The sequence below is a fragment of the Stenotrophomonas sp. Bg11-02 genome (assembly GCF_002836635.1).
Taxonomy (GTDB): Bacteria; Pseudomonadota; Gammaproteobacteria; order Xanthomonadales; family Xanthomonadaceae; genus Stenotrophomonas; species Stenotrophomonas lacuserhaii.
Map to the genome: position 1 here is coordinate 77112 of NZ_PJAY01000054.1, position 13702 is coordinate 90813.

A 13702-nucleotide genomic window follows, 5' to 3' on the forward strand; every position below is an offset into this window, starting at 1 on the left:
GGTTTACGGGTGAAAACGCCGGGCAGGGCCCGGCGCTACATCATTGCTGCGTGTTACTGGCACGCCTCGCAGCTTTCCGGATTCTCCAGCGAGCAGGCGACGGCATCGACCGGATCGACGGCGGCCACGTGGCTGCTGACGGTGGTCTTGGCGATCTTGGTGGCCGGACGCGAACGCAGGTAGTACGTGGTCTTGATGCCCTGCTTCCAGGCGTACATGTACATGGACGACATCGCGCCGATGTTCGGGCTTTCCATGAACAGGTTGAGCGAGGCGGACTGGTCGATGAAGGCGCCACGATCGGCGGCCATGTCGATCAGCGAACGCATCGGCAGTTCCCATGCGGTGCGGTACACGTGGCGCAGCGTTTCCGGGATCTGTGCGATGCCCTGGATGGAACCGTCGGCCAGCTTGATCGCATCGCGCATTTCCGGCGTCCAATGGCCCAGCTTCTTCAGCTCGGTCACCAGGTAACGGTTGATCTGCAGGAAGTCGCCGGACAGGGTCTCGCGCTTGAACAGGTTGGACACCTGCGGTTCCACGCACTCGTAGCAGCCGGCGATGGAGGCGATGGTGGCGGTCGGGGCGATCGCGATCATCAGCGAGTTGCGCAGGCCGTGTTCCTTGATGCGCTCACGCAGGGCGTCCCAACGCGCGGTGTCTTCCGGCACCACGTTCCAGGCATCGAACTGCAGCTCGCCGCTGGCCGCACGGGTGTCGGCGAAGGACGGATGCTTGCCGCGTTCCTGGGCCAGTTCGACCGAGGTTTCCAGCGCATGGAAGTAGATGCTTTCGGCGATCTTCTTCGACAGCGCACGGGCTTCGGCACTGTCGAAGGCCAGGCGCTTGCGGAAGAACACGTCCTGCAGGCCCATGCAGCCCAGGCCGACCGGACGCCAGCGCAGGTTGCCGCGGCGTGCCGATTCGATCGGGTAGAAGTTCAGGTCGATCACGCGGTCCAGCTGGCGGATCGCCAGGCGCACGGTGTCGGCCAGCTTGTCGAAATCGAACTCGCCGTGGGCATCGAAATGGTTGCCCAGGTTGATCGAGCCCAGGTTGCACACCGCGGTCTCTTCGGCCGAGGTGACTTCCAGGATTTCGGTGCACAGGTTGGACAGGTGGATCACGTTGCCCGGACGCAGGGTCTGGTTGCTGGCGCGGTTGCACTTGTCCTTGAAGGTCATCCAGCCGTTGCCGGTCTCGGCCAGGGTGCGCATCATCCGCGAGTACAGCTTGCGTGCGGAGATGGTGCGGTTGGCCTTGCCCTGCGCTTCGGCCTGCAGGTATGCCGCTTCGAAGGCGTCGCCGAACAGATCGGTGAACTCGGGGACCACGCGCGGATCGAACAGCGACCATTCCTGGTCGGCCTCCACGCGCTTCATGAACAGGTCCGGGATCCAGTTGGCCAGGTTCAGGTTGTGCGCACGGCGCGATTCGTCGCCGGTGTTGTCACGCAGCTCGAGGAAGTCCTCGATGTCGGCGTGCCAGCTTTCCAGGTACACACAGGCCGCGCCCTTGCGCTTGCCGCCCTGGTTCACCGCGGCAACCGAGGAATCCATGGTCTTCAGCCACGGCACGATGCCGTTGGAATGGCCGTTGGTGGACTTGATCAGCGAGCCACGCGAACGCACGCGGGTGTAGCTGACGCCGATGCCGCCGCTGAACTTGGACAGCTGGGCGATGTCGCCGTACTTGGAATAGATGGATTCCAGCGAATCCTGCGGCGAATCCAGCAGGAAGCAGGACGACAGCTGCTCGTGGGTGGTACCCGAGTTGAACAGCGTCGGCGAGGACGGCAGGTAATCCAGGTTGCCCATGCGCTTGTACAGCGCCAGGGTCTCGGCCACGTCTTCGCTCAGCGCGCTGGCGATGCGCAGGAAGAACTGCTGCGGGGTCTCGATCACCTTGCGGGTGTGCGGATGGCGCAGCAGGTAGCGGTCGTACAGGGTACGCAGGCCGAAGTAATCGAAGTTCAGGTCGAGCGTGGGATCGATCGCATCGTTGAGCTTGCGCGCGTTGATCTGCACAAAGCCCAGCAGGCGGTCGTTGATCAGGCCCACTTCGTGGCCACGGCCGACCGACTGGGAGAACGCGTGGATCTCCTGGTTGGACACTTCCTTGGCGATGAAGTTGGCCAGCAGGCGCGCGGCCAGGCGGCCGTACTCGGGCTCTTCACCGATCAGCAGGGCGGAGGTGCGGATGGACAGCTCGTCCAGCTCCTGCGTGGTGGCGCCGTTGTACAGGCCGGAAATGGTGCGGGTGGCCACGCGCATCGGATCGACCGAATGCAGGCCTTCCGAGGAACGCTGCACCGCGCGGACGATCTTGTTCAGGTCCACCAGCTCGGTCGTACCGTTGCGCTTGGTCACACTCATGGTGTTGGCAGTCGGCGGCGACGTAAGCAGGAACTCGCTTTCCTTGTCGATGGTGGCACTGTTTTCGGTGGTCACGGCGGTGGTCCTCTGGGCGTGAGATGGGATGCACGGCGCGCCTGGGCAGGCACGTTCCGGTGCGGATCAATCCAAGGATGAAAGAGATGTGTCGCATACGGCGCGACAGTGACGGAAAGCCCGCACACCGCACCCTGCAAAACCTGTCATCCGATCAGAGATCACGCAGCCAGCGCCGCACATGTGCACATGCGGCTGTCGGCAAGACGGAAAGGCTCCCGAAAGTACCGTTGCGGGGCAGTGCCGGAGTCCCTGCATGCAGGGGTCCAGGCTTCCCGTCCGTGCCCTCGACTTGTGGTCGAAGACACCGACGGCCACAAGATAGTGGGGGTAAGGGGGTCCGTCAACGCCAAATGTAGGGATTTCTCCTAATCCCTTGTGGCGCAAGGACCAGCGGTTTTGGCCCCGCCCCGCAGGGGCGCTACCCGCCAGAAACGGGTGCGCAGTCAAGGCCGCAGAGCACTCTTTTGATGTGACAGCGGGTCACGATCAACGCAACACTGACCCTCACGCGGCCTGCACGAAGCTGGCTGGGCAGCCAAAAAGGGGACGGAGGGGATTAAGGCGCAAACGGCCGCCTTCGGGTCGTTTGCGCCTTAATCCCCTCCGTCCCCTTTTTCTGCGCCTTAATCCCCTCCGTCCCCTTTTTCAGGCTTTGTGCGCGGTGCCCAGGTATTCGGCGCTCTGCATTTCGATCAGGCGCGAGGCGGTGCGCTCGAAGGCGCCCTGCAGGCGGTTGCCGGTGTAGAGCTCGATCGGCGAGGTGGTGGCGGTGCAGACCAGGTTGACGTGGCGGTCGTACAGTTCGTCGATCAGGTTGACGAAACGCCGCGCGGCGTCTTCGTTGTTGCGGTCGAACGCAGGGATGCCGCCCAGCAGCACGGTGTTGAACTCCTGCGCGATCTCGATGTAGTCCGAGGGCCCGCGCGGGCCTTCGCACAGCGCCGTGAAATCGAACCAGGCGATGCTCTTGCCGCGCCCGCGCACCGGGATCTTGCGGCCCTCGATCTCGATGTTGCCGGCCTTCGCCGGCTGCCCACCGCTGAGGTCGATCCAGCGGCTGGCCAGCCACTCATCGCTGTCGGCGGCCAGTGGCGCGCGGTACACCGGCGAACGCGTGAGCGCGCGCATGCGGTAGTCCTCGGTGCCTTCAGCGTACAACTCCACGCAGTAGCGCTGCAGCAGGTCGATGGCGGGCAGGAAGCTGTCGCGCTGCAGGCCGTTGAGGTACAGGTTTTCCACCGCCGTGTTGGAGGTGGTCACCAAGGTCACGCCCTCGGCGAACAGGCGCTCCAGCAGGCGCGCCAGCAGCATCGCATCGCCGATGTCGGTGACGAAGAATTCGTCGAGCACCAGCACGCGCAGCTTGCTGCGCCACTCCTGGGCGATCTTCGCCAACGGATCGCTCTGCCCCTGGTGTTCGCGCAGGCGTTCATGGATGCCGCGCATGAACCGGTGGAAGTGCGTGCGGTATTTCTGCTGGATCGGCAATCCGTCGTAGAACAGGTCCACCAGGAAGGTCTTGCCGCGGCCGACACCACCCCAGAAATACAGGCCCTTGACCGCTTCGGGCTTCTTGAAGAACGACGACAACCGGTCCAGCCAGCCGTCGTCGGCATCTTCCAGCAGCGCCAGGTGGATGCGGTCCAGTTCGGCCAGTGCGGCATGCTGGGCCGGGTCGTCCTGCCATTCGCCGCGCGCCACGCCCTCGGCATAGCGCCGCGATGGGGTCATCACCGCCTCGCTCATGCCGCCGGATCCGCTTGCAGCGGCAGCCAGCGCTTCACCCCGTGGGTGATCGCCCCGCGCAGGTCGATCAGCTTGCGGTGGAAGAAGTGGCTGGTGTCGGGCATGCGCACCAGCTCGTGCGGCGCGTCCACGGTCTCCAGCCAGTCATACACCGCCTGCGGATCGACGATCTCGTCCTGGTCGCCTTGGATCACCAGCCACTGCGCCGGTGGCTGGATGCCGCCAAAGTCCCAGCGGCCGGCCGGCGGGGCGATCGACACCAGCGCCTGCGGCTGCACCTCGGCGGTGACTTTCAACGAAACGAAGGCACCAAAGCTGAAGCCCACCAACCACACCTGATCGTCCGGGCGCTGTTCGCGCACCCAGGCCACCACGGCCTTCAGGTCGTCCTGTTCGCCGTTGCCGTGGTCGAAGCGGCCGGCCGATTCGCCGACACTGCGGAAGTTGAAACGCACCGTCGCCACGCCGAGGTCGCGCAGCGTGTTGGCGGCCATGGTGACCACCTTGTTGTGCATCGTGCCGCCCTCGGTGGACAGCGGGTGGCAGACGATGGCGGTCACCGGCTGGGCCGGCACCTCCGGCTTGGGCAGATCAACCGCTGCGTCCAGCGGACCGACCGGTCCGGCAAGCACGAGGGTGTCCGACTGCAGGGGGAAAGGAGGATTGCGCATGGCAACATGATAGCGTCCCCCACCCCTCCCCTGCTCCCGGCCCCCATGTACTTCCTCGTCTTCGCGGTGATCTGCAGCGTGCTGGTGTCGGTGATGCTGAAGCTCGCACGTCGCCAGCAGCTGGACGTAGGCCAGATGGTCACCTGGAATTACCTGGTGGCCGCGGCGATGACCGGGCTGGTGCTGCGCCCACCGCTGGCCTCGCTGCACTCCAGCCACGCCCCGTGGGCCGCGCTGCTGGCGCTGGCGGTGATCCTGCCGGCGATCTTCCTGGTGCTGGGCCGCGCGGTGGCGGTGGCCGGCATCGTACGCAGTGACGTGGCGCAGCGATTGTCGCTGCTGCTTTCGCTGCTGGCCGCATTCGCGTTCTTCGGCCAGACCGCCACGCCGTGGAAGCTGGTTGGGCTGGGGCTGGGGCTGGTAGCGATGCTGGCCATCAGCGTGCGCCCGCGCGGGCCCGCCGCGGGGGCCCCCACAGGCGGCTGGCGCTGGCTGCTCGGCGTGTGGGTCGGCTTTGCTGCGGTGGACATCCTGCTGAAGAAGGTCGCCCTGTCCGGCACCCCGTCGATGGCCGCGCTGCTGCTGTGCTTCTGCCTGGCCTTCATCCTGATGCTGGCCCTGCAGCTATGGCGGCATGCGCGGGGCCGCACCCGGCTGGCGTGGCGCAACCTCGGCGCAGGCGCGCTGCTGGGCCTGCTCAACGGCGGCAACATCCTGTTCTACGTGCACGCACACCAGGCCCTGCCCGAGAGTCCGGCCACCGTCTTCGCCGGCATGAACATCGGCGTGGTGGTGCTGGGTGCGCTGGTCGGCGTGTTCGGTTTCGGCGAGCGCACCAGCGCGTGGAACCGTGCGGGCCTGGCGCTGGCGGTGCTGGCGATCGGCTTGATCGCCGCCGGCTGAGGCATGCGGTCAACGGATGGCGTGCAGGTTCAACGATCGAAGCCGAGCAGCAGGGGGTCGTGGTCCGAGCTGCGCCACGGGCCGCCGGCGTTGCGCTTCTGGTAACCGCCAGCATCCATTTCGTCGGCATTGATGTGCCACTCGGCCGCGCCTGACAGTCGCTTGGCCATGCCGGCGTTGAGCAGCGCGTGGTCCAGCCGGCCGCTGTAGCCGTTGTAGACATAGCTGTACGGACGCTCCACCTTGGCCAGCGCGAAAGCGTCCTGCCAGCCGGCGCTGCGCAGCGCGCGGATCGGATCTTCCATCGCATAGGCGTTGAAGTCGCCCAGCAGCACCGCATCCCGCGTGCCGGTGCCGGTCGGATCGCCCTGCATCCAAGTGTCCAGCTGCTGGGCCGATGTTACCCGCGTGGCATTCCAGCAGCCCTGCCCGTCATCGTGGTCGGCATCGGCGCCACTGGCATCGCGGCAGCCCTTGGACTTGAAATGATTGGCGACCACCATGAAGGGCGCACCGCCCTTGGCCTGGAAGGCCTGTGCCAGCGGCACCCGGCTGTGTTCGACGAAGGTACCGCCTTCCAGCGTGGCCGGCTTGCCGAGCGCGGTCAGCCGGCTGGACCGGTAGATGATGCCGACCCGGATCGGATTCTCGCCCGGGCCCTTGCCGGCATCGACGAAGCGCCAGTCGGCGTGGCTGCCGGGGGCGGCATTGATCGCATCCACCAGCGTGGCAATGGCCGACTGCGGGCCGTAGCCATCGTTCTCCAGCTCCATCAGCGCGGCCACGTCAGCGTCCAGCGGGGCGATGGTGGCGATCAGCTTCTTCAGCTGCGCGTGGTGCTCTTCCAGCGTCCTGGCGCCGCGCAGGGTGGGGAAGCCGCCGCCCTTGCCGTCGCCATTGAAGAAATTTTCGAGGTTGAAGGCGGCCACCCTCAACGAACCGTCCAGCTGCGGCACCGCCGGGCGCTGCAGCGAAGGCAGGGCCAGCGCGCGGCCCAGCTGCAGGCTGGGGCGGCCTTGTGCATCCACGTGCACGCGGCCTTCCACGCCACGCAGCTGCATGCCGGTACGCAACACCGCGTCGGTGGCCAGGTAGGGCACCTGCTGCGGATCGCGGGCATCACTGCCATCGTCAAGCAACAAGCGTCGGCGCTGGTTGTCCGCCGTCACCTGGCTGTAGCCGGCGCTGCCGGGCATGGCCACTTCGGTGGGTTGCCACAGGCGGCCTTCGAAGGCCACGGTGAGCTGGCCGAAGCGCTCCAGGCCGTCGGTACCGGCCAGGGTGAGCGGAGCGGCGATGCGGACATACTTGCCATCCAGCGCGCGCCAGTCGCTGGGCGCACGGGCCAACGTAACGGTGGCCCCCTGCGGGCTGGCCAGCTGGCCCGGCATGGCCTGTGGCTGCGGCTGCGGCTGCGCAAAGGCGGGAGAAGCGGACAGGGCCACGGCAAAGGCAAGCAGGCAACGACGCATCGACAACGGCTCCAGACGGTTACAGGGGCAACGGAAGGGGTACGCCGCCACTGTAACCACAAATCATGAAAGCCTGATGCGTCGCACCGCCGGTGGCCGCGAGCGGCAAAGAGGAAGGGCTCAGCGCCCTTCTCCTTACTTCAGGTTGCCGATCATCCAGTCCACCGTGGCGTGAATCTGCTCTTCGCTGAGCGCTGGGTTGCCGCCCTTGGGTGGCATGATGCCGCCGTCCGGGCCGGTGTAGCCCTCGATGGCATGCTTGTAGAGGGTTTCCTTGCCCTGCGCGATGCGCGCATCCCAGTGCGAATGATCCAGCGTGGGGGCCAGGCCGACACCGGTGGTGTGGCAGGCGGTGCAGAGGTTGTCGTAGATCACTTTGCCGTCGGTGGTGCCGCCGTAGGCCACCTGCGAGGCGGCCTTCGCCAGCGCGGCCGCCTGGGCTGCCGCCTGCGCCGACGCGCCGGTGCTGCCGGCATAGACCGCGCCGGACGGGGCGATGCGCTGGCCGGTCCGCAGCACCGCCGTGGGCGATACCTCGGCGGGAATCCGGGTGTGCAGCCAGGCGGCCAGGAAGATCAACCCCAAGGTGATCACGGCCAGCAGGCCGATGACCATGGAAAAGCGTTTCAGGAACTCAAGATCGTGATTCCGCACTCTTCGTTACCCCTGGCTGATAGTCGATGGACCACGGCTGAGCGTATGAGCCTGCTGCCCGAGTATAGAACGGGCCTCGCCGGGGACAACAGCGCAGTGCAGCATGGATAGCGGAGGCCGGGCCGCGGCTCCTGCCAGTGCCCTTTGCAGGCATGTGACGACCAACGGTCGTCACCCACCAAGAGGGTCGTCACCCATCAAGAGGGTCTTTGCCCACCAAGAGGGTCTTGCCCACCAGGAAGGTCGTCACCCGCCATACGGTGATCAGCCGCCGGCGGCGCGCAGGCAGAACGCGCTGATCGAGTCAGCCAGGGCGTGCTCGTCGCGATGGGCCTGGCGGCTGGGCGCGGTCGGGCCGACCAGGGCTTCGGTGAAGGCACCGACGATGCAGGCGGCGGTGACGTCTGCATCCTGCGCGGGGAACGCGCCGCTGGCGATGCCCTCTTCGACCAGCCGGCGGAACACGTCGCCGAAGCGCCGCCGCCCGCGCATGCGCTCGGCTTCCACTTCCGGGTCGACCGGTTCGACGATGAACGCATGCGCCAGCCCGGGCCCGGCCAGCGCACGCCGCACGAAAGCGGTGATCGCCAGCCGCAGCCGCTGCGGTGCCGGTTCGGGGCCGGCGGCGATGCCTTCCAGGATGTCGACTTCATGCTCCACCGCCGCGCTCAACACCTCCACGAACAGCTCGGCCTTGGACGGAAAGTGACGGTAGATCAGCCCGGTGGACACCCCCGCCTGGGCCGCAACGGCGGTCACCGGCGCATTGCGGTAACCGCCCGCCGCGACCAGTTCACGGGCCGCCAGCAGGATCCGCTCGCGCGCTCCGGCCATCCGTTCTTCCATCAGCGGTGAGCGCTTGTAAGCCATGGGGTGATTGTAGATTCAATTTTTGAACTTATGTTCACTTTTTACCCGATCCGGGCTAGTCTGGGCCATCGCCCGCGCAGGTGCCTTGCCTGCTCCCCTCCGGTGCGCCCCCTACCCGCCGCCTGTCCGTGGAGTCGCCCGCATGCACGTTCCATCCCTGAATTTCGACCTTGGCGAAGACATCGACCTGCTGCGCGACAGCGTGGCCCAGTTCGCCGCCGCCGAGATCGCGCCGTTGGCCGCCCACGCCGATGAAACCAACCAGTTCCCGCTCGCGCTGTGGCGCAAACTCGGCGAGCAGGGCCTGCTCGGCATGACCGTGGAAGAGCAATACGGCGGCACCGGCATGGGTTATCTGGCCCACGTGGTGGCGATGGAGGAAGTCTCGCGTGCCTCCGGCGGCATCGGCCTTTCCTACGGCGCACACTCCAACCTGTGCGTGAACCAGCTGCGCAAGAACGGGACCGAAGCGCAGAAGCAGCGGTTCCTGCCCGGCCTGTGCAGCGGCGAGCTGGTCGGCGCGCTGGCGATGAGCGAGCCGGGAGCAGGCTCGGACGTGGTATCGATGAAGCTGCGTGCCGAGAAACGTGGCGACCGCTACGTGCTCAACGGCAACAAGATGTGGATCACCAACGGCCCGGATGCCGACGTGCTGGTGGTGTATGCCAAGACCGATCCGGACGCCGGCGCCAAGGGCATCACCGCCTTCCTGGTGGAAAAAGGCATGAAGGGATTCAGCACCGCGCAGAAGCTGGACAAGCTCGGCATGCGCTCCTCGCCCACCAGCGAACTGGTGTTCCAGGATTGCGAAGTACCGGCGGAGAACGTGCTCGGCCAGGAAGGCAGTGGCGTGCGCGTGCTGATGTCCGGGCTGGATTACGAGCGCGTGGTGCTGTCCGGCGGCCCGCTGGGGCTGATGGCCGCGGCGATGGACGTGGTGATGCCCTATGTGCACGAGCGCCACCAGTTCGGCGAAGCCATCGGCAGCTTCCAGCTGATCCAGGCCAAGATCGCCGACATGTACGTCGGCCTCGGCGCGTGCCGTGCCTACGTCTATGCGGTGGCGCGCGCCTGCGACCAGGGGCGCACCACCCGCCAGGATTCGGCCGGCGCGATCCTGTACGCGGCCGAGAAAGCCACTTGGCTGACCGGCCAGGCGATCCAGATCCTGGGCGGCAACGGCTACATCAACGAATACCCCACCGGCCGCTTGTGGCGCGATGCCAAGCTGTATGAAATCGGCGCGGGCACCTCGGAAATCCGCCGCATGCTGATCGGTCGTGAACTGTTCCAGCGCACGCTGTAAGGGCCTTCCATGAGCATTCTGAACACCCAGCTGCACGCCGGCAGCGAACCCTTCGAAAGCAACCGCAGCGCCATGCAGGCGGTGGTCGATGACCTGCATGCCACCTTGGCGCGTACCGCGCTGGGCGGCAGCGAGGCGGCACGCAACAAGCACACCGCGCGCGGCAAGCTGCTGGTGCGCGAGCGCATCGATGCGCTGCTGGATGCCGGCAGCGCCTTCCTGGAAATCGCCCCGCTGGCGGCGCACGGCATGTATGAAGACGCCGTGCCCTGCGCCGGCGTGGTGGCCGGCATCGGCCGGGTGAGCGGGGTGGAATGCGTGATCGTGGCCAACGATGCCACGGTCAAGGGCGGCACGTACTACCCGATGACGGTGAAGAAGCACCTGCGCGCGCAGGAGATCGCCGAGCAGAACCGCCTGCCCTGCATCTACCTGGTCGACTCCGGCGGCGCCTTCCTGCCGCTGCAGGACGAGGTGTTCCCGGACCGCGACCACTTCGGCCGCATCTTCTACAACCAGGCCAACCTGTCCGCGCAGGGCATCCCGCAGATCGCCTGCGTGATGGGCAGCTGCACCGCCGGCGGCGCCTACGTGCCGGCGATGAGCGATGAAACAGTGATCGTGCGTGAGCAGGGCACGATCTTCCTGGGCGGCCCGCCGCTGGTGAAGGCCGCCACCGGTGAAGTGGTCAGCGCCGAAGACCTCGGCGGTGCCGACGTGCACACGCGGCTTTCCGGCGTTGCCGACCACATGGCCGACAACGACCTGCAGGCGCTGGCGCGGGTGCGCGCGATCATCGCCCAGCTCAACTGGCGCAAGCCGGAGCCGGCGATGGCACTGCAGCCGGTGGAAGCGCCGTTGTTCCCGGCAGATGAGCTGTATGGCGTGATCCCGGCCGATACGCGCAAGCCGTTCGACGTGCGCGAGGTAATCGCCCGGTTGGTGGATGGATCGCGGTTCGATGAATTCAAGCCGCGCTACGGCAGCACCCTGGTCACCGGCTTTGCCCACCTGCATGGTTATCCGGTGGGCATCATCGCCAACAACGGCATCCTGTTTTCCGAGTCCGCGCTGAAGGGCGCGCACTTCATCGAACTGTGCACCCAGCGCAACATACCGCTGGTGTTCCTGCAGAACATCACCGGCTTCATGGTGGGCCGCAAGTACGAACAGGGCGGCATCGCCAAGGACGGCGCCAAGCTGGTGATGGCGGTAGCGTGTGCGAAGGTGCCGAAGTTCACGGTGGTGATCGGTGGTTCGTTCGGGGCCGGCAACTACGGCATGTGCGGCCGCGCCTACTCGCCCAACTTCCTGTGGATGTGGCCGAACGCACGCATCGGGGTGATGGGCGGCGAGCAGGCCGCCAGCGTGCTGGCCACGGTCAAGCGCGATGGCATCCAAGCCAAGGGCGGTGCCTGGGCCGCTGAAGAGGAGGACGCCTTCAAGGCGCCGATCCGCGACCAGTTCGAACGCCAGGGACACCCCTACTACGCAAGCGCGCGGCTGTGGGACGACGGCATCATCGATCCTGCCGACACCCGCCGCGTGCTGGCCCTGGCCTTGTCGGCCAGCCTCAACGCCCCGGCCCGCGAGACACGCTTCGGCGTGTTCCGCATGTGACCTGCGCCATGACCGAGCCCTCCCTGATGTTCACCAAGATCCTGATCGCCAACCGCGGCGAGATCGCCTGCCGCGTCATTGCAACCTGCCGCAGACTCGGCATCGCCACGGTGGCGGTGTACTCCGATGCCGACCGCAACGCGCGCCATGTGCGGCTGGCCGACGAAGCCATCGCGATCGGTCCGGCACCGGCTGCGGAAAGCTACCTGCGTTCCGATGTGATCCTGGAAGCAGCCCGCCGCAGTGGGGCCCAGGCGATCCATCCCGGCTACGGCTTCCTGTCTGAGAACGCGGCCTTCGCTGACGCGTGCGCGGCTGCCGGCGTGGTGTTCATCGGCCCGCCGGCCAGCGCCATCCGCGCGATGGGTGACAAGAGCGCGGCCAAGGCGCTGATGCAGCAGGCCGGCGTGCCATTGACCCCCGGCTACCACGGCGACAACCAGGACCCGCAGTTCCTGCGCGAACAAGCCGATGCGATCGGCTACCCGGTGCTGATCAAGGCCAGCGCCGGTGGCGGCGGCAAGGGCATGCGCCGGGTGGACGACAGCGCGGCTTTCATCGAGGCGCTGGCCAGCTGCCAGCGCGAAGCGCGTTCGGCCTTCGGCAATGACCACGTGCTGGTCGAAAAGTACGTACTGCGGCCGCGCCACATCGAGATCCAGGTGTTCGGCGACGGCCACGGCAACGTGGTGCACCTGTTCGAGCGCGACTGCTCGGTGCAGCGCCGCCACCAGAAGGTCCTGGAAGAAGCACCGGCCCCGGGCATGACCGCCGAGCGTCGCGCTGCGATGGGCAAGGCCGCGGTGGATGCCGCGCGCGCGGTGGGTTACGTGGGCGCCGGCACGGTGGAGTTCATTGCCTCCCCGGAGGGCGATTTCTACTTCATGGAAATGAACACCCGGCTGCAGGTGGAACACCCGGTGACCGAGTTCATCACCGGCACCGACCTGGTGGCGTGGCAGCTGAGCGTGGCTGCCGGCCAGCCGCTGCCCAAGCGCCAGGACGAGCTGGCGATCAGCGGCCATGCGCTGGAAGCACGACTGTATGCCGAGGACGCCGACAAAGGTTTCCTGCCCTCCACCGGCACGCTGCACCACCTGCGCCTGCCGCTGGAAAGCGCGCACGTGCGCGTGGATACAGGCGTTGAGCAGGGCGACACCATTACGCCTTTCTACGATCCGATGATCGCCAAGCTGATCGTCTGGGACGTGGACCGCGAGGCGGCGTTGCGGCGCATGCAGCAGGCGTTGGCCGCCTGCCAGGTGGTGGGCGTGACCACCAATGCCGGCTTCCTGCGGCGGCTGGTGGGCACCGCTTCGTTCTCGCAGGCGAAGCTGGACACGGCGTTGATCGAGCGCGAGCAGGACGCGCTGGGCGCACCGGCGGCGGGCGATGAAGCGCTGTGGACGCTGGCGGCGGTTGCCGCCACGGTGACCACGGCGAGCGCAGCGGTTGATGCGCGCGATCCGCGCTCACCTTGGCAGGCACAGGATGGCTGGCGGATCGGGGCTTCAGCCTCGCGCCTGCTGCCGCTGCAGCAGGGCGAGCACCAGCACACGCTGCGGGTGTGGACGCAGCCGGATGGCTGGCAGGTGCAGCGTGATGCCGAACCGGCGCAGCAGGTCAGTGGCCGCTTCGCCGACGGCCAACTGGACGTGACGCTGGATGGGCAGCGCTGGCGTGCAGGCGTGCTGCGCGATGACAGCCAGGTATATCTGTTCACCGCGCAGGGGCAGCAGCGCTTCACGGTGCATGACCCGGTAGGCGAATCCGAGCAGGCCACGGCGGACGCCGGCAGCCTGCTGGCGCCGATGCCGGGCAGGATCGTCGCCACGCTGGTGGAACCGGGCAGCAAGGTCAGCCGCGGTACGCCGCTGGTGGTGCTGGAGGCGATGAAGATGGAACACACGCTGGCCGCGCCGGCCGACGGTACCGTGCATGGCTATCGCGCGAAGGCCGGGGAACAGGTGGGCCCTTAATCACACCCCCCAGCCCACGGGACCCCTC

At 67.0% G+C, this 13702-nt stretch carries 10 protein-coding genes; 4 read left to right on the top strand and 6 right to left on the bottom strand.

Annotation, left to right across the window (positions count from 1 at the left end; genetic code table 11):
- Positions 1 to 53: 53 nt before the first annotated feature.
- The 3 genes from CXG43_RS08505 to CXG43_RS08515 form a co-directional block, all read right to left on the bottom strand.
- On the bottom strand, positions 54 to 2450 hold the full coding sequence (locus tag CXG43_RS08505; protein WP_101099578.1) for a ribonucleoside-diphosphate reductase subunit alpha: 2397 nt from the start codon (positions 2448 to 2450) through the stop codon (positions 54 to 56).
- Positions 2451 to 3098: 648 nt separating this feature from the next.
- Positions 3099 to 4199, bottom strand: coding sequence for a cell division protein ZapE (gene zapE / locus CXG43_RS08510; RefSeq protein WP_101099579.1), 1101 nt, complete (start codon positions 4197 to 4199; stop codon positions 3099 to 3101).
- The gene (locus tag CXG43_RS08515; protein WP_101099580.1) at positions 4196 to 4870 is read right to left on the bottom strand and encodes an alpha/beta fold hydrolase; all 675 of its coding nucleotides are present in this window, start codon (positions 4868 to 4870) and stop codon (positions 4196 to 4198) included. The genes zapE and CXG43_RS08515 overlap by 4 nt, the downstream gene beginning before the upstream one ends.
- Positions 4871 to 4915: 45 nt before the next feature.
- Here CXG43_RS08515 and CXG43_RS08520 point away from each other — a divergent pair, with 45 nt between their 5' ends.
- A complete protein-coding gene (locus CXG43_RS08520) occupies positions 4916 to 5773 on the top strand; it encodes a hypothetical protein (protein ID WP_101099581.1) in 858 nt (285 codons plus the stop codon).
- Between the two features lie 29 nt (positions 5774 to 5802).
- Here the strand turns inward: CXG43_RS08520 and CXG43_RS08525 are convergent, their stop codons facing one another.
- The 3 genes from CXG43_RS08525 to CXG43_RS08535 form a co-directional block, all read right to left on the bottom strand.
- Positions 5803 to 7245: an ExeM/NucH family extracellular endonuclease gene (locus CXG43_RS08525; RefSeq protein WP_101099582.1), complete on the bottom strand. Its 1443-nt coding sequence runs from the start codon at positions 7243 to 7245 to the stop codon at positions 5803 to 5805.
- A gap of 135 nt (positions 7246 to 7380) precedes the next feature.
- Complete coding sequence (locus tag CXG43_RS08530; RefSeq protein ID WP_042613709.1) at positions 7381 to 7899, bottom strand: c-type cytochrome; 519 nt, start codon at positions 7897 to 7899, stop codon at positions 7381 to 7383.
- A 264-nt stretch (positions 7900 to 8163) separates the two neighbouring features.
- Positions 8164 to 8769: a TetR/AcrR family transcriptional regulator gene (locus tag CXG43_RS08535; RefSeq protein ID WP_101099583.1), complete on the bottom strand. Its 606-nt coding sequence runs from the start codon at positions 8767 to 8769 to the stop codon at positions 8164 to 8166.
- A 142-nt stretch (positions 8770 to 8911) separates the two neighbouring features.
- Here CXG43_RS08535 and CXG43_RS08540 point away from each other — a divergent pair, with 142 nt between their 5' ends.
- The 3 genes from CXG43_RS08540 to CXG43_RS08550 are packed head-to-tail and all read left to right on the top strand — an operon-like array spanning position 8912 to position 13674.
- A complete protein-coding gene (locus CXG43_RS08540; protein WP_101099584.1) occupies positions 8912 to 10075 on the top strand; it encodes an isovaleryl-CoA dehydrogenase in 1164 nt (387 codons plus the stop codon).
- A 9-nt stretch (positions 10076 to 10084) separates the two neighbouring features.
- Complete coding sequence (locus CXG43_RS08545; RefSeq protein ID WP_101099585.1) at positions 10085 to 11695, top strand: carboxyl transferase domain-containing protein; 1611 nt, start codon at positions 10085 to 10087, stop codon at positions 11693 to 11695.
- 26 nt (positions 11696 to 11721) lie between these two features.
- On the top strand, positions 11722 to 13674 hold the full coding sequence (locus CXG43_RS08550; RefSeq protein ID WP_101099590.1) for an acetyl/propionyl/methylcrotonyl-CoA carboxylase subunit alpha: 1953 nt from the start codon (positions 11722 to 11724) through the stop codon (positions 13672 to 13674).
- Positions 13675 to 13702: the final 28 nt, after the last annotated feature.

Coding starts and splice junctions, on each gene's coding strand:
- CXG43_RS08515 (WP_101099580.1), bottom strand. CDS start 4,870: ATGCGCAATCCTCCTTTCCCCCTGCAGTCGGACACCCTCGTGCTTGCC.
- CXG43_RS08525 (WP_101099582.1), bottom strand. CDS start 7,245: ATGCGTCGTTGCCTGCTTGCCTTTGCCGTGGCCCTGTCCGCTTCTCCC.
- CXG43_RS08550 (WP_101099590.1), top strand. CDS start 11,722: ATGTTCACCAAGATCCTGATCGCCAACCGCGGCGAGATCGCCTGCCGC.
- CXG43_RS08535 (WP_101099583.1), bottom strand. CDS start 8,769: ATGGCTTACAAGCGCTCACCGCTGATGGAAGAACGGATGGCCGGAGCG.
- zapE (WP_101099579.1), bottom strand. CDS start 4,199: ATGAGCGAGGCGGTGATGACCCCATCGCGGCGCTATGCCGAGGGCGTG.
- CXG43_RS08540 (WP_101099584.1), top strand. CDS start 8,912: ATGCACGTTCCATCCCTGAATTTCGACCTTGGCGAAGACATCGACCTG.
- CXG43_RS08520 (WP_101099581.1), top strand. CDS start 4,916: ATGTACTTCCTCGTCTTCGCGGTGATCTGCAGCGTGCTGGTGTCGGTG.
- CXG43_RS08545 (WP_101099585.1), top strand. CDS start 10,085: ATGAGCATTCTGAACACCCAGCTGCACGCCGGCAGCGAACCCTTCGAA.